Annotated in this window: 12 protein-coding genes and 1 pseudogene; 8 read left to right on the forward strand and 5 right to left on the reverse strand. The window is 41.7% G+C overall.

Annotated elements, in window-relative coordinates; translation table 11 throughout:
- Positions 1-170 precede the first annotated feature (170 nt).
- The 4 genes from G3569_RS00910 to G3569_RS00925 form a co-directional block, all read right to left on the reverse strand.
- Positions 171-1,097 carry an L-threonylcarbamoyladenylate synthase gene (locus G3569_RS00910; protein WP_205719968.1) on the reverse strand — a complete coding sequence of 309 codons (927 nt, stop codon included), beginning with the start codon at positions 1,095-1,097 and terminating at the stop codon, positions 171-173.
- Complete coding sequence (gene mfd, locus G3569_RS00915) at positions 1,090-4,434, reverse strand: transcription-repair coupling factor (protein WP_165265135.1); 3,345 nt, start codon at positions 4,432-4,434, stop codon at positions 1,090-1,092. Before mfd ends, G3569_RS00910 begins: the two co-directional genes overlap by 8 nt.
- A 100-nt stretch (positions 4,435-4,534) precedes the next feature.
- Positions 4,535-5,527, reverse strand: coding sequence for a vWA domain-containing protein (locus G3569_RS00920; protein ID WP_165265137.1), 993 nt, complete (start codon positions 5,525-5,527; stop codon positions 4,535-4,537).
- Complete coding sequence (locus G3569_RS00925; RefSeq protein ID WP_165265139.1) at positions 5,524-6,543, reverse strand: hypothetical protein; 1,020 nt, start codon at positions 6,541-6,543, stop codon at positions 5,524-5,526. The genes G3569_RS00920 and G3569_RS00925 overlap by 4 nt, the downstream gene beginning before the upstream one ends.
- Positions 6,544-6,753: 210 nt before the next feature.
- Here G3569_RS00925 and G3569_RS00930 point away from each other — a divergent pair, with 210 nt between their 5' ends.
- Positions 6,754-8,055, forward strand: coding sequence for a M23 family metallopeptidase (locus G3569_RS00930; protein ID WP_165265141.1), 1,302 nt, complete (start codon positions 6,754-6,756; stop codon positions 8,053-8,055).
- Positions 8,056-8,129: 74 nt separating this feature from the next.
- Here the strand turns inward: G3569_RS00930 and G3569_RS00935 are convergent.
- A pseudogene (locus G3569_RS00935) lies at positions 8,130-9,004 on the reverse strand (DUF58 domain-containing protein); the annotation flags it as partial.
- 482 nt (positions 9,005-9,486) lie between these two features.
- Here G3569_RS00935 and G3569_RS00940 point away from each other — a divergent pair.
- From G3569_RS00940 to G3569_RS00970, 7 genes are all read left to right on the forward strand, one after another.
- Positions 9,487-9,762, forward strand: coding sequence for a hypothetical protein (locus G3569_RS00940; RefSeq protein WP_165265143.1), 276 nt, complete (start codon positions 9,487-9,489; stop codon positions 9,760-9,762).
- A 119-nt stretch (positions 9,763-9,881) separates the two neighbouring features.
- A complete protein-coding gene (gene ald, locus G3569_RS00945; protein ID WP_165265145.1) occupies positions 9,882-10,994 on the forward strand; it encodes an alanine dehydrogenase in 1,113 nt (370 codons plus the stop codon).
- 284 nt (positions 10,995-11,278) lie between these two features.
- Positions 11,279-12,079, forward strand: coding sequence for a ParA family protein (locus G3569_RS00950; RefSeq protein ID WP_165265147.1), 801 nt, complete (start codon positions 11,279-11,281; stop codon positions 12,077-12,079).
- 14 nt (positions 12,080-12,093) lie between these two features.
- Positions 12,094-13,035 carry a ParB/RepB/Spo0J family partition protein gene (locus tag G3569_RS00955; RefSeq protein ID WP_165265149.1) on the forward strand — a complete coding sequence of 314 codons (942 nt, stop codon included), beginning with the start codon at positions 12,094-12,096 and terminating at the stop codon, positions 13,033-13,035.
- Positions 12,989-13,666 (forward strand): DUF5683 domain-containing protein, encoded by a 678-nt coding sequence (locus tag G3569_RS00960; protein WP_165265151.1) that lies wholly within the window; start codon positions 12,989-12,991, stop codon positions 13,664-13,666. The genes G3569_RS00955 and G3569_RS00960 overlap by 47 nt, the downstream gene beginning before the upstream one ends.
- A gap of 9 nt (positions 13,667-13,675) precedes the next feature.
- On the forward strand, positions 13,676-14,380 hold the full coding sequence (locus G3569_RS00965; RefSeq protein ID WP_165265153.1) for an LOG family protein: 705 nt from the start codon (positions 13,676-13,678) through the stop codon (positions 14,378-14,380).
- A gap of 168 nt (positions 14,381-14,548) precedes the next feature.
- Positions 14,549-15,571: a tetratricopeptide repeat protein gene (locus G3569_RS00970; protein ID WP_165265155.1), complete on the forward strand. Its 1,023-nt coding sequence runs from the start codon at positions 14,549-14,551 to the stop codon at positions 15,569-15,571.
- The last annotated feature ends 25 nt before the right edge of the window (positions 15,572-15,596 follow it).

Below are 15,596 nucleotides of genomic sequence, written 5' to 3' on the forward strand. Positions count from 1 at the left end.
AGTATGACTATTTCTTGACCGGTTTTTGTTCTGAGTAATGCAAATAGCTCTTCTTTCTCTGTAGTGCAGAGAACTATTTCAACCGTTGCCGAAGTAGTGAATTTTGATAAACTCAGTCTATTCTAATTCCAATCTATGAAACAGGGCAGTGAATTATGATAAGAAAAAAGCTAGCTAACAGCTTTAGAGATCCTATTCTGAAGTGCCCGGACTAATGGTTTTTGAAGCTGTTCAGCAGAAAAAGGTTCTATCAGAACTGTATGGAACCCATGAAAGTCGGCCTGTCGGAATCGGTCAAACAGTTCATGGGCCATCTCTCTAAAGTTGCCCTTGTAGTGCACAATATTTTCAGCTTTTAGGTTATCATATTGTGTATGCAACAAGTAGAGTGTTTCTTGGCTATCGAGGTCATCTTTTAGCCATTGAACAGTAGCATCAGGAGAATAATGGGTGTATTTGGTACCGGGACTGCGTGCCTCAGTATTAGCAGAAGGTTGGGAAGCCCGTTCCACTTTTTTTCCGGCTACCTTAGATATCTGTTCGGCACTAATTGCGCCGGGCCTGTAAATGCGAAAAGGTTCGGAAGAAACATCCAACACCGTTGATTCAAGACCGATATCTGTTTCGCCGGCAGCAATAACGGGGAATTTTTTGCCAAAATCTTCTTTGACGTGTTTAGGTTTGGTTGGGCTTGGCTTGCCCGAGGAGTTGGCGCTTGGGGCAACTAATGCACCGGCCTGAGCAATAAGTTCTTGCGATAGCGGATGCCTGGGCCAGCGTATCGCTACGGTATCGAGTCCCCCGGTAAGGATATCAAGTACCTCTGGCTTTTTGTCAAAAATGAGGGTAAGCGGGCCGGGCCAAAAATGGGTCATTAGTTTTTCAGCTGCCGGCGGAACGGTTTGGGCAAAAGAATCTACCATAGTTCTGTTTGAGATATGTACAATCAGGGGATTGTCGGCCGGACGTCCTTTTTGCTCAAATACTTTTTGGATGGCCGAGGGATTCCAGGCATCGGCACCCAGCCCATATACTGTTTCTGTTGGGAATGCTACAAGCTCTCCTCTTTCCAAGAGTTTCACATATCGACTAAGCAAAACTGACCTCTTGTATTTCTGAAGCTGAAAGTTCACTTAAAAATTCGGCAGCTGCCTCAAGATCCGGAATGTCATGAATGACAAAACGGACCCGATCATCTTTCTGGATGACTTTAAATCGTCCTTCTGCCTTTTTTTGTAATCTCTTTAACAATGCTTGGAAACGGTCTCCGTAAAACTCTTCTCCGAGGTCAGACTCGTGCTTGGGACAGCTCAACCACATACGATTCGAACGAATGCGAACCTTTGTCATAAGTAGTTGAGAAGCATACAGTTTGATTACGGTAGAGGTGATAAGATTTTGAGCCGCTTCTGTAATAGGACCAAAGCGGTCTTTGACCTCCTCTTTCCAGTCTTTAATCTCTTCAAGCGACTCTGCTCCCGAGAGCTTTCTATACAGATTTAGACGTTCAACATTATCAGAGACATAATCTTTATCAAGCAGGGCAGGGCGGTCAAATTCGATCTGTGTCTCAGGAAGCTCCATTTCTACTTCTACATCATCAAACACATCGCTAAACTCCTGTTCTTTGAGCTCCCGCACCGCATCGTTGAGTATCTTTTGATATAAATCGAAGCCCAGATCATTAATGTAGCCACTCTGTTCGGCCCCCAATATATCGCCGGCGCCGCGAATATCCAGATCACGCATAGCAATATTAAATCCGGATCCAAGATCTGAAAACTCCTCAAGTGCCAATAATCGCTTTCGTGCCTCATCGGTCAACGACTTGATATCCGGGGTAATCAGGTAGCAAAATGCTTTTCGGTTTGATCGGCCAACACGTCCTCTCAGCTGATGGAGCTCTGCCAAACCAAAACGGTCAGCACGATTGATAATCATCGTATTTGCATTGGATATGTCGATGCCATTTTCAACAATATTTGTAGATAGGAGTACGTCGAACTTATGATCGTAGAAGTCCTCGATAATATTTTCGAGCTTACTGGAACTCATCTGTCCATGCGCGTATCGTACTCGAATATCGGGTACCAGCTTACGAACCATATTAGCTACCGCTTCAATATTTTTCACTCTATTATGGATGAAAAACACCTGGCCGCCCCGAGAAACTTCCTGCATCAGAGCATCGCGTATCAGATCTTCGTCAAAGCTGTGAATTTCTGTTTGTACGGGTTGGCGATTGGGAGGAGGGGTATTGATAATACTAAGGTCACGGGCTCCCATCAGCGAAAACTGTAGTGTTCGCGGAATGGGTGTAGCCGTGAGGGTAAGGACATCAACAGTAGCTCTGTACTCTTTGAGTTTCTCTTTGGTCTTAACGCCAAAGCGCTGTTCCTCATCAACAATAAGGAGGCCCAGATCATCGAAGTGAACATCTTTGGAGGTAAGGCGATGTGTGCCTACCAAGATATCGACCTTGCCTTCTTTGAGGCGTTTAAGTGTTTCTTTTTGCTCTTTTCGGCTTCGGAATCGTGATATTACATCAACCGTAACGGGAAAGTCCTTCATTCGCTTGGCAAATGTTTTGTAGTGCTGGTCGGCCAATATCGTGGTGGGCACCAATACCGCAACTTGCTTATGGTCCATTACTGCTTTAAATGCGGCCCGCACAGCTACCTCTGTTTTACCGAACCCTACATCTCCGCATACCAATCGATCCATGGGGGTGTTGGCTTGCATATCGTTTTTAACTGCTTCAATGGTATCACGCTGATCAGGAGTTTCTTCAAATTCAAACCGGGCTTCCATCTCGGTTTGCCACGAATTATCAGCTGAAAACTCAAAAGCGTCTTGCGACTTACGTTTGGCATAGAGCTTAATCAGGTCGCGGGCAATATCTTTAACTTTCTTTTTGGTCTCGGCCTTTTTCCGAGCCCAACGGCCGGATCCCAATTTGTCTATACGGGGTTTTGTTCCTTCTTTACCGGAATACTTCTGTATTTTATGAAGGTTAGAGACATTAACATAAAGCGTTGAGTTTTCTTTGTATCGCAACACTACCGATTCTTGCTCTACGCCCCGGACTTCGATTTTTTTGAAGCCGGCGAAAGTCCCGATGCCATAGTCTACATGAACGACAAAGTCACCTACATTAAGATCTCGCAATTCTTTGACGGATAAACTGCTTTTGGCGCGTTTTTTCCTCGTTTTAGGACGATGGTAGCGGTTAAATATCTGATGGTCGGTATATACGGCCAATCCCTGTTCATTAAGGATAAATCCTTCATGGATGGTTTCAACCGAAAGATGGTACCGTAATTTTTCAGAGGGTTCCCCGAGTAGCTCTTCAAAGCGATCACGCTGTCCTTCATTGTCGCAAAGAATATAGGTATCAAAACTTTGCTTGCTTAAGCTTTGGATGTCTTCACGTAAAAGTTTAATGCTCCCGTTAAAATCAGGTTGGGGACTGGCATCCAGGCGGTATTCCCAATCAACAGCTTCTTCTTCAGAAAAACCACCCAGAAAAATTCGGGCATGACCTTTTATATGCTCTTGTAACTTCTCAGTGTTTACATACAGTTGTTCCGGGGGAAGATCGTTTCCAGTGGCCTTTTCACTATAAGCTTCTTCTGCTTTTTCGTACCGGTCTTCAATTTCACCCTCTACCAGAGATTGGTTTGCCAAAACAATAATGGCATCTTCATCGAAGTAGGAGAGTAAACTATGTTTATCATCTTGACTAAGGCCGGAGGCATCGGGTACAAAGCGGGCGGTATCTAAAAATGAAACAGACCGCTGCGAGTCGGGATCAAATTCGCGAATAGAGTCTACTTCATCCCCGAAGAATTCAAGCCGGATGGGATAATCACCGGAATAGGGATAGATATCGAGAATACCTCCGCGATGCGCAAATTCACCCGGATGATCTACAAAGCTGACGGGGTCATAATCTTGATCGACCAGCTCTTCTTTTAGCTTTTGCAGGTCAACATCATCCCCGTTTTTAATGGTGATTGAGGCCTTGGAGAAATTATCGGGAGACACAATTTTTTCGAAAATGGCCGGTGCCGATGTTACTACAACAGATTTGTCATGGGTATTGATACTCTCTAATACCTCAGATCGCTGTACAACCGGCGTACTATCGGTAATCTGTTGTGCATCATATGGGTGATGCCCGGTAGGCGGAAAGTAACTAGCTTGTTCTAGCCCGATGGTATCCAAGTCGCCTTTCATGAATTCTGCTGATTCGGTGTCCGGATAAATAACAACCAGCTTGTCGTATTTCTGTGCCAGTTTAGCTACCAGAAGAGAAGGGGTAGAACCAACAAAATGATTTAGAAATATTGCATTCTGTTTATCAATATTGTCGTATAGATCACGCCAGGGGAGCTGGGCAGAAAATGTTTTAAGAACAGACTGTAACGCCATGAAAAAGAAGGAGGTTAAATTTGGAACTCATCAGAAATGCACATAACAAAAATAAGCATTTAAACCGTTCTTTTATAGAACGGTTTAAACTCGCTTGTAACTATTCTACAGCTTTTCGGAACAGGAACTGTTCTGAAACCATAGCAAGTATCAGCAACAGGATACCGGGCAGTAAAAATCGCGGATACAGATCTTGATAATCGGTATAGATAATCTCTTCGATCTCCGATTTTTCCAGTTTATCAATTTTGGAGTAGATCTCTTCTAGTTTTTCAGTATCGGTAGCCCGGAAGTAAGCTCCACCGGTCATATTGGCGATTTTCTTGAGCATCTCTTCATCAATATTGACTTCAACATTCTGATAGCGATTGCCAAAAATGGGGTCATTTACCGGATAGGGGGCGGTACCGCGGGTACCTGCTCCAATGGTGTATACTTTTATGTCATAGGAGAGGGCAAGGTCTGCAGCGGTTACAGGATCTATTTCACCGGAGTTATTTTGTCCGTCGGTAAGTAAGATAATGATTTTACTCTTAGCTTCACTTTTTTTTAGACGATTAACAGCGGTAGCAATACCCATTCCAATAGCAGTACCATCTTCTACCACTCCCATCTCAACATCCCCAAGCAAACGCTTCAGTAAATCATAGTCGAGGGTAGGAGGGACCGTCGTAAAACTTTTACGGGCAAAAAGGACGAGACCAATACGGTCAGAAATTCGCTGATTTATAAAATCTTCTGCAACATCTTTAGCCGCTTCAAGCCGGTTAGGTTTGAGGTCTTCGGCTTTCATAGAGGTCGAGATATCGAGTGTGAGTACAATATCAATACCTTCAGCGTTCTGCTCTACCGTGGTATTTTCATACTGTGGTCGGGCAATAGCAATTACAACAAGGGCAAAAGCGATCCATTGCAAGATAGGAGATATCCATACCCCGTATGAACGCCAATTACCCGAAAGGTTTTGCAAGCCCGAGGTGTCAGAGAAGGTTAAACTGGGCGTTTTTTGGGTCCATATTTTCCAAACATGGTAGGCAATAATGGGTATCAGAAGAAGTAGTAACCAAAGCCACTGTGGGTTATCCCAACTCATGCTTTAACCTCCTTATGGTTTTGTTCTTCGTAAAACTGTTTTCGTTCAGTTTCTACCTGGGATTTATGCTTTCTGCGCATTTGCTCAATGCGAGGGCCATCAACATCTTGGGCACGTTCTAAGAAATTGTGTGCTTTCCGAAGTGCCCTCTTTGCCTGCTCGTTAGTAGGCTGAAATTTGGCAAACTTAACCATATCTGCTTCTTGGAGTACTGCACGGGTATCGGCAAGAAGGTCGTCATCTACCACACGTTTATGAAGGGCCCGTAACAGTTCACCGCTTGTAGATTCAAGGGCCGGAATCCGATACAGATCTTCATAATAGCGTCGAATGGCATCCCCAAGCCTGATGTAGAACGCTTTAAAGTCTTCATGTGAATCCAGCTTACTTTGTTCGAGTTCTTTTATCGCTTTTTCAAGCTGGATTAGAGGATTGACAAAGGTTTCTGGGCTAAATGTTTTAGGTTCTTTGGGCTCTTCAGTTTTACGTTTTTTCCAGTAATAGTGATAAAAGAGATATCCGGCTGCAATTAAAATAAGCAGTGCTAGAATATAGGGCCACCATGCTTCGGCAAAATCGAAAATAGGTTTAAGGGGGCGAAACTCCTGTTCGTCTTTTGCTAATACACTGTGGAAAGGTATCCGCACAGGATTGGTATAAAGGACCGTTGTATCTTGTTGTTGTATCAGGGTTACCGGTAAGGCAGGGATGGTGGTGTCAGCAGTGGCAAAAAATTGCAGTTTGTAAGAAACGCTATCCTTATAAGTAGTTATCTGATAATGCCGGCGTGATCGTATTTCAAAACTGTCACCGAAATGGGATGAATCCGGAAATGCCAGTTGATCGTACTCCTTACTTCGATTGAGCGTCACAGAATAGTTGAAGGTGTCCCCAACCTGCAATGAATCAATTTTAACGAATTCACTTACCGTTTGCCCTCTGCCGTTATTGAAAACAAGAAGTAATAATAGCAGGGCCGGCAGAAAAAAGAATGTTTTAAACTTGGTTCTTATCACAGCTTGTTTGTAATGATTAGTCAGATACCTGAACAATAATTTTCGACTTTTATTGTGTTGGTCGTTTGTACCGGCGCTAAAAATAGAAAAAATCTTCCCATTCAGAAACAGTAACTCATAGCAATTTCACAAAGCGTATAATTTTAGATGTGCATTAATTTTATGAAAATAGTATGTTGGGCGAGTATTACTTATAAATAACAGATTAGTATGTTCAGAACGCTTTTATTAGGGATAGCAATTGGTTTTGTAATAATTAGTTGCAGCTCACACAAAAAAGAGGATAGCTCGCAGGTACAAAAAAAGCCGACTGGGCCGGAGGTAGATTCCACTGAAATTGTGGATCGTGATATGTTTGGGGTGCCTGTGGATAGTTTTGAAGTTGCTGACCACCAGATTAAACGCAATGAAAGTTTATATCTGATTCTGGATAAATTTGATTTTACCCCCAGAGAAATTCATGCCTTCACTCAAAAGGCCCAAAGTGTGCTGGATATTGATAATCTAAGACCGGGGCAGCGATACCGTACTTACGCTTCTGCAGATAGTGGTGGTATTTCACGTTTAGTTTGGCAACCCAATAAACTGGAGTATGTTGTTTTTGACTGGAATCAAGATTCACTTAAAGCCTATCGAGCAGCACGTCCGCTTACGAAAAAGCAGGCAGTAGCATCGGGTGAGGTTTCAAGTTCGTTGTACCAAACGATAAGTGAAGAGGGGGCAAGTCCGCTTTTGGCGTATAAGATGGCAGATATTTTTGCATGGCAGATAAACTTTTTTGGTTTGCGCGAGGGCGACTCTTTTAAAGTATTGTATGAAAAGCAGTTTATCGGAGATGAGTTTTGGAGCGTAGGAGATGTTTTAGCTGCCACATTCAATCATCGTGGAGATAGCTTTCGAGCATATAAGTTTAATAAAGGTGATATGAACGGCTATTTTACGGCTGAAGGAAAGAGTGTGGAAAAAGCTCTTTTGAAAGCTCCCTTTAAATTTAATCAGCGTATAAGTTCGCCATTTTCACGAAATCGATATCATCCCATCCTTAAAAAGCGTCGTCCACATTATGGAATTGATTATGCTGCACCACGCGGAACTCCCGTACTTTCTGTAGGAGATGGGGTTGTTACAAAAGCAGGATACGATAAAGGAAGTGGTTATATCGTAAAAATTCAGCACAATGGCGTATATCAAACAGCCTATATGCATTTAAGTGGTTTTGCAGATGGTATTCGTCGAGGGGCGGAAGTAGAGCAGGGGCAGGTAATTGCTTATGTCGGGAGTACGGGAATGTCTACCGGTCCTCATTTGCACTACTCTTTGTATAAAAATAATCGCCCCGTCAATGCCCTGGGAATTGATCTGCCTTCTTCGGAATCGGTCCCGGACAGCTTGATGGATGATTTTAAAAAGGTAAGGAATTCTCTGGATCAGCAGTTACAAAAAACACAGCCTGTTCCTGTTGATAGTACCGGGCAGGATGATAAGATCGTTACCCATTTGAGTGACTATTAGGGGGCTTTGCAAAACTAGTCACATCTTGTCATGCTGAACTTGTTTCAGCATCTCATATACAGTTATTAACCTTNTAATAACGGTGTACCCTTCGGCGGAAGAATGACATGAGCGGACGAACATAAGATGCGTTGGTATTGAGTTCGATGGTATCAATTTTCATCCGCAAGAACCGATCACGAAGCTTTTTTTTCTGTATTGTTCGCTTCTTTAAATACTCTTTTCGTATTTTTTCGCTCGAGGTATCTACTAATACTTCTTTCCCGGTTTCGGCATCTTTTAGAGGAACCAGCCCCAAGTCCGGGAGTTCATCCTCATATTCATCATTAATAAAGATATTTACCAAGTCGTGTTTTTGACTGGTGATTTTCATCTGTTTGTCATAATTCTCATCCTGGAAATCACTGGCAAAAATTACAATAGCCCGGCGGTTGAGGAGTCTATTTACATAAGAGAGGGCTTCGCTGAGATCAGTTCCTGTGCTTTTGGGTTCTGTAGTTAATAACTCTCGTATCAAACGGAGTACGTGTTTACGACCCTTTTTAGGGGGAATTACTTTCTCAATTTCATCTGTAAAGAGAATAAGGCCAACTTTATCGCCATTTTTAATAGCACTAAACGCCAGTACAGCACAAATTTCTATAGAAAGCTCCATTTTACTTTGGCCTTTGCTTCCAAACATGCCACTCGGAGAGATATCAACACACAGCATCAGCGTTTGTTCACGCTCTTCTTCAAACTGTTTTATAAAGGGATCGCCGGTGCGGGCCGTAACATTCCAATCAATTTGTCGAATGTCATCTCCGTAATTATATTCTCGAACTTCAGAGAATTCCATCCCCCGACCTTTAAAAGCCGATTGGTATTCGCCGCCCAGGATATTATTAACCATTCCCTTTGTACGAATTTCAATTTTTCGAACTTTTTTTAGTATTTCTTTGGATATCATGCTGTATAAATTGCGTTCTTTGAATAGCGTTTAAGGATAATGTAAATACAGAGCATTTAAAAGTATGTAATTATAATTAAACAACATTGATGTGAGAAATATTAAATAATCTCGCACAGCCAAAGTAGTGATGAACGTCATAATTTTGAAATGTTGAAGTTTAATCCTGATAAAGGCCGTCATATTGTGATTAGGAGGGGATAAAGGTATGATATGTCATTTTGAAAAAATGCTAAAAATCCCGATTTTGTGGGGCGCCCTGAAACGGGTGTCTCTCTTGATGAATAGTCAGGGCCTCACAACTGATACTTGTGAGGCCTTATTTTTTTACCCCTCTTTGTGTTACGCTCCCAATCTTTGTTGTTTTTAAACCGGATACAAAATATCTCTTAACAGTTTAATAATATTTAGGTAACGGTTTGTTCAGATCTAATGCTTGTATTTAGGTACGCAATACCTTCCAGATATAAGTATTTCAGCACATGATTATCGGCAGCGACTTCAGCAGAAAGTACCAAGACCTTTTAAAAGAGATTGCCACACTGGCCTCTGCACAAAAAGATTCTTCACATCCAATAGCTGTAAAAAAAATTAATGCCAGTTTAAATCTGGACCGTACGGAGATAAAAAATGTTCTCGAATACTTAGAAGAGTTAGGATATATAGAGATCAAAACGATAGGCGGCCCCTTACTGTATGGGCATATTACGATTACGGAATTGGGATTATCCAAATATCAAGAGCTTACCCAGCATTAAGCACTATTCGAGTTTAAATATATTCTAAGCTATAGAGTTAAATTTTTTCGAAAAAATTACCTACCTTTCGCACGGATTTTATTCCCGAAGCATTTTCTTATAACAAAACATTTGTATCCATGATTATAGGTGTACCCAAAGAGATAAAAACACATGAAAACCGCGTCGCCCTGCTACCCGGAGGCGTATTAAAAATGAAGCGCAACGGTCATGATGTATTGATCGAGAAAGGGGCTGGAATTGGCAGTGGTTTTTCTGATGAAAAATATATTGAAGCCGGAGCTACGATCATCGATGATGTTGATGAGCTATGGGAGCAGGCTGAAATGATAATGAAGGTTAAAGAACCTATCGAGGTTGAATATGACCGAATGCAGGAGGGGCAGATTATTTTTACTTATTTCCATTTTGCTGCCAGCCGTGAGCTTACCGAAGCTGTTATCGATTCCAACTGTATCGCTATTGCTTACGAGACGGTTGAAAAGGCTGACAGATCGCTTCCACTATTAGTGCCTATGAGCGAGGTTGCAGGACGAATGGCTTCACAAGAAGGAGCTAAATACCTGGAAAAAGCACAGGGAGGCCGAGGAGTGCTTCTTGGTGGTATTCCCGGCGTAAAACCCGCTAACGTTATGGTTATTGGCGGCGGTATTGTGGGTGTTAATGCTGCTAAGATAGCTGCCGGTATGGGGGCAAATACTACAATCATGGATATTGATATGCCTCGACTGCGATATCTGGATGATGTAATGCCTTCTAATATCGATACGATGTTTTCATCGGAAGCTAATATTAAAAAGCTTTTGCCCGATGTTGACATGGTTATAGGTGCTGTATTAAAGCCAGGAGCTAAGGCCCCGCACCTGATAACACGCGAGATGCTTGGTACGATGAAAGAAGGTGCCGTATTAGTAGATGTTGCTATTGACCAGGGCGGTTGTTTCGAAACTTCTAAGCCTACTACGCATGACAACCCCATTTATGATGTTGATGGCATTGTACATTACTGTGTGACAAATATGCCAGGTGCGGTACCGTTCACTTCTACGCTTGGCCTTACAAACGTAACATTACCGTATGCTGTAGATATCGCCAACAAAGGATGGCAAACAGCCCTTGCTGAAGATGAAGAGCTAAAGAAAGGGCTCAATATTGTCAATGGTGATGTTGTGTATAAAGATGTTGCAGAGGCATTTGATATGGATTACACTGCTATTGATAGCGTGCTGTAATTTTTCTGATAATTCTGAAAAGCCGAATGCCAGGTCCGGTATTCGGCTTTTTTTATGAGTTGGTTTTGAATCTTTTTTTGCCAAACTTTAGAGCTAACATGAAACATGCTGTGAAACATATAAAATATTTTCTGAACTGATCAGTTATAATACACTGGCATTCAGTGATATAAGAATGTTGATAAGTGGGTTGACAATTTGTTAATAAGTATTCTTGTTTAGCATAAGTCATCCCGTTATATTTTTGATTCGTTACATTACTAATAGTTCTATAATTATCGCACATGGGTAAGATTATTTCCATTGCCAATCAGAAAGGGGGCGTTGGTAAAACAACTACGGCTATTAACCTGGCAGCGAGTTTAGCTGCAGTTGAGCATACCACTCTTATTATTGATATCGACCCTCAAAGTAACACTACAAGCGGTTTAGGTATTGAATCCAAAACGGTAACCAATTCTGTCTATGAAGTGATGGTTGGCGGGGTGGATGCAAAAGATGCTATCCGTGAAACGGAATTGCCGTTTCTTGAGCTGTTGCCTTCTCATATCAACTTAGTGGGAGCTGAGATTGAGATGATCGATCGGGAAGAGCGGGAACATATCTTAGAGAAAGCAATGGAGGGGCTTAGTGAAGAGTATGACTTTATTATCATCGATTGCCCTCCTTCGCTCGGCCTTCTTACCATTAATGCTCTTACCGCTTCCGACTCTGTACTTATTCCGGTACAATGCGAATATTTTGCCCTGGAAGGGTTGGGTCAGCTTTTAAATACCATAAAAATCGTGCGGCAGCATCTCAATACAGAGCTCGAGATAGAAGGTGTGTTGCTGACTATGTATGACACCAGAACTCGCCTTTCTGACCAGGTTGCCGATGAGGTTCGCAAGTATTTTGATGATCGTGTGTTTGAACAGATTATAAAGCGTAATGTTCGATTGGCAGAAGCTCCAAGCTTTGGAAAACCTGCTGTGCTTTATGATTCAACCAGTGTTGGAGCGAAGAACTATTTGGCTCTTGCGCGCGAAATTATTCGACGTAACAAAGATCTTTTTAAAGACAGCCCCGTTTTAGCAGAGGGCTAAGGAGTATATAATTCATGGCATCAAAAAAAGTCTTAGGACGAGGATTAGGCGCCTTTTTTCCCGAATATGATGAGGATTCTGAGGGGGCTAAAAAAGGTTCAGAAGAAGCCCAAAAAGGTGATGGAACCGAAGGTACAGCCTATATAGAACCTAAGAAACGAGTTAATATCGTTTTAGAAGTTCCGGTTGAGAATATCCGCCCCAATCCTCATCAGCCTCGTAAAGAGTTTGATAAAGAGCGCTTAGAAGAGCTTGCCGATTCCATTGAGCAGCACGGGCTGATACAACCTATTACCGTTCGCTACATCGGGGAAAAGCGTTTCGAGCTTATTAGCGGTGAACGTCGTTTGCGAGCCTCGAAACTAGCAGGACTAACCGAGATACCGGCCTATATCCGGGAAGTTAATGACGAGGATATAATCTCGTTTGCACTTATTGAAAATATACAGCGCGAAGATCTGAATCCCATAGAAGTGGCCCTTGGATACCAGCGCCTTATTGACGAGGCCGGGTATACCCAGGCAGAGGTTGCAGAACGAGTTGGAAAAAACCGAACCACGATAACAAATATGCTTCGGCTGCTTAATTTACCCGCCTTTATACAAGCTGGATTGCGTGATAGTAAGATATCGATGGGGCATGCCCGTGCGTTAATTCCGATTGAAGATGAAGAAGATCAAAAAAAGATCTTCAATAAAATTATCGATAAGGGATATTCTGTTAGAAAGACCGAAAAGCTTGTTCGGAATCTTAATAAGAAAGAAGATAAGAAATCGAAAGAGGAATCAAACGAAGAGAATAAAGCCCTCTATAAAGAAATATCCAATCGCCTGAGACGTAAACTAAGTACTAAAGTAAATATCAAATCAAAAAAGAATGGTGGCGAAATACGTATCGAATATTATTCGGATGAAGAGCTGGATCGCCTGCTCGATCTATTTGACGCTATCTCTTAGCTTTACCATTCTTGCTGGAGTTGTACCTGCTTTGGGGCAGGGGCATACCAATAACATATCTACCGATATCAGTTATTATTCCGAATACAGCTCTTTGCCATCCACCCCATTAGTTAGATCAAGCTATTCTGATTCTACAAAAAATACCATTACGCCTGGTTTGCCTAATCCCAAAAGCGTAATGTTTAAATCGATGATCATACCCGGGTGGGGGCAGATTATTAACAAGCAGATCTGGAAAGTTCCTATTGTGTACGGTTTACTGGGGGGGCTCGGATATTATAGTGTGCATCTAACAAAGCAGTACCATGATTATCGTGCTGCTTATTATAATCTCAATCCAGACACTGACAACGATTTACGATTTGGGCCCACACCATCATATATACCTGGAGATGCTAACCTGCGTGAATTACGTAATATACGTAATAAATATCGAAACCGGCGCGACCTGGTATATGTTGGTATAGTATTAGCTTATGGCCTCAATATTGTAGATGCCTATGTGTTTGCTCATATGCGGTCGTTTGATGTTTCTAAAGACCTTAGTATGAGGCCCCGCATTCAACCGGCAATAACTGCACAGGCCACTCCGGGAATTTCTCTTTCAATAGATTTAATAACAAAATAGTAGGCGCTTATGGATAACAAGAATGAAAGTGAAGAACTCAAAGTCCCTGAACATTTTGATGACAGCCACTCTAGCGATGTGTGGAGTATTTTTAAAATTATGGGTGAATTCGTTGATGGATTTGATAAGCTCTTTAAAATAGGACCGTGCGTTTCGTTTTTTGGTTCAGCACGTACTGTGGAAGGGGATGTATACTATGAGTTGGCTCGCTTAACAGCTGAAAAAGTTACTGATCAAGGGTTCGGTGTTATCACAGGAGGTGGACCCGGGATTATGGAGGCAGCTAATAAGGGAGCCCAGGAAGGGGGTGGAAAATCTGTTGGATTGGGGGTTACCTTGCCTCATGAGCAGGGAGTAAATGCTTTTGTTGATAATGATTATATCATCAACTTTCATTATTTCTTTGCCCGAAAAGTTATGTTTGTAAAATATGCTCAGGGATTTATCGTATTTCCCGGAGGTTTTGGTACGCTGGACGAGTTTTTTGAGGCGATGACACTTATCCAGACAAAAAAGATAAATACTTTTCCAATCGTTTTAATCGGTGTTGATTATTGGGAAGGGTTAGTAGACTGGATAAAAGAACGTATGGTGGAAGAGGGGACAATAGCGGCAGATGATGTCAGGTTATTTCATTTAACCGATGATCCCGATGAGGCCGTTAACATTATATGTGAATTCTATCAAAAGCATACTTTAAGTCCCAATTTTTAATCTGTTTTGTGATTCAAGGAAACAAATTACCATAAGAGCCCTATAAAATATGTACAAGTTGAAATTCTATTGCACAATAAAATAGACTGCTTTAAGTTTTACTTTTAAAATAGATGTTTAATTCATTACATTTATTGTTTTCAAAATTCAACAAAAAACGAAGGGATAATGAAATTGTTTAAAAAATGCATAACAGCCGTTGTAGTTAGCCTTTTTCTAATAGGGGCGGTGTCTAATGTAGAGGCACAAGACAAACGAACGGCGATTAAAACATATAACAAAGCCTTAGAATCAGCTCAAAATGGGCAGTTAGAACAAGCAATTAATTTGTTCAACCAAGTAATGACCCAAGCTGAGAATTTGGGTGAAGAAGGGAAGGATATTTTAGAGCGGTCACAGAAAAAGTTGCCACAAGTCCATTATCAGTTGGCCTTGCAGAAATATAAAGCTTTTCAAAGCGACCAAAAGTTAGAAAAACTAGACGCAGCAATTAGTCAGTTTCGAAATACTAAAGACATGGCCGCAAAGTACAACGACCAACGTCGTGCTAAAAAGGCTGAAGGAATAGTGACAAAGCTAATGTATTCCAAAGCGCTAGTTTATTACAAGCAGCAGAATTATCAAGATGCTTTAGCCACTCTTGATAAAGTTATCGAACGCAATGCTAACTATGCCAAAGCCTACTATCAAAAGGGCATAGTTATGAAAAAGGTAGATAGCAAAAATATTGATGATGCTATCGCTCAGTTTGATAAAGCTATAGAAATTGCTGAGAAGCTAGGAGAAAATGGAACAGCTACCAGAGCTAAAGAATCTGCTCATGATCAGTTGGTATACCAGGGAGCTCAAGATATTAGTAATGAAAACTTTGAGAGGGCTACTAACCTGTTAAATCAAGCCTTAAAGTATGATTCAACGTCTCCTGATGCTTATTTCCGCCTTGCTGAGGCACATAATAATTTGCAAAACTGGCAGCAAGCAGCTAATAACGCTAAAAAAGGTTTGGACTACGAAAAAGGTGGTAAAACTGAGAAAGCGAAAATCTATTTTGAACTGGCAACTGCTTATAAAGGGTTAGGTCAAAAAGAAAATGCTTGTAGCGCCTTTAGCAATGCTGCTTACGGTTCATTTAAATCGCCGGCAGAACACCAGATGGAATATGAGTTGAAGTGTGAAAGTGCTACTAATTAAGTACTTTTTATTTTAGGTTTTTTAG

Origin of the sequence: Fodinibius halophilus, from assembly GCF_011059105.1 — a bacterium.
Lineage (GTDB): Bacteria > Bacteroidota > Rhodothermia > Balneolales > Balneolaceae > Fodinibius > Fodinibius halophilus.

Bases quoted from the DNA above. Each gene is read 5' to 3' on its own strand.
- mfd (WP_165265135.1), bottom strand. From the start codon at position 4,434: ATGGCGTTACAGTCTGTTCTTAAAACATTTTCTGCCCAGCTCCCCTGG.
- G3569_RS00920 (WP_165265137.1), bottom strand. From the start codon at position 5,527: ATGAGTTGGGATAACCCACAGTGGCTTTGGTTACTACTTCTTCTGATA.
- G3569_RS00930 (WP_165265141.1), top strand. From the start codon at position 6,754: ATGTTCAGAACGCTTTTATTAGGGATAGCAATTGGTTTTGTAATAATT.
- G3569_RS00940 (WP_165265143.1), top strand. From the start codon at position 9,487: ATGATTATCGGCAGCGACTTCAGCAGAAAGTACCAAGACCTTTTAAAA.
- ald (WP_165265145.1), top strand. From the start codon at position 9,882: ATGATTATAGGTGTACCCAAAGAGATAAAAACACATGAAAACCGCGTC.
- G3569_RS00950 (WP_165265147.1), top strand. From the start codon at position 11,279: ATGGGTAAGATTATTTCCATTGCCAATCAGAAAGGGGGCGTTGGTAAA.
- G3569_RS00955 (WP_165265149.1), top strand. From the start codon at position 12,094: ATGGCATCAAAAAAAGTCTTAGGACGAGGATTAGGCGCCTTTTTTCCC.
- G3569_RS00960 (WP_165265151.1), top strand. From the start codon at position 12,989: ATGAAGAGCTGGATCGCCTGCTCGATCTATTTGACGCTATCTCTTAGC.
- G3569_RS00965 (WP_165265153.1), top strand. From the start codon at position 13,676: ATGGATAACAAGAATGAAAGTGAAGAACTCAAAGTCCCTGAACATTTT.
- G3569_RS00970 (WP_165265155.1), top strand. From the start codon at position 14,549: ATGAAATTGTTTAAAAAATGCATAACAGCCGTTGTAGTTAGCCTTTTT.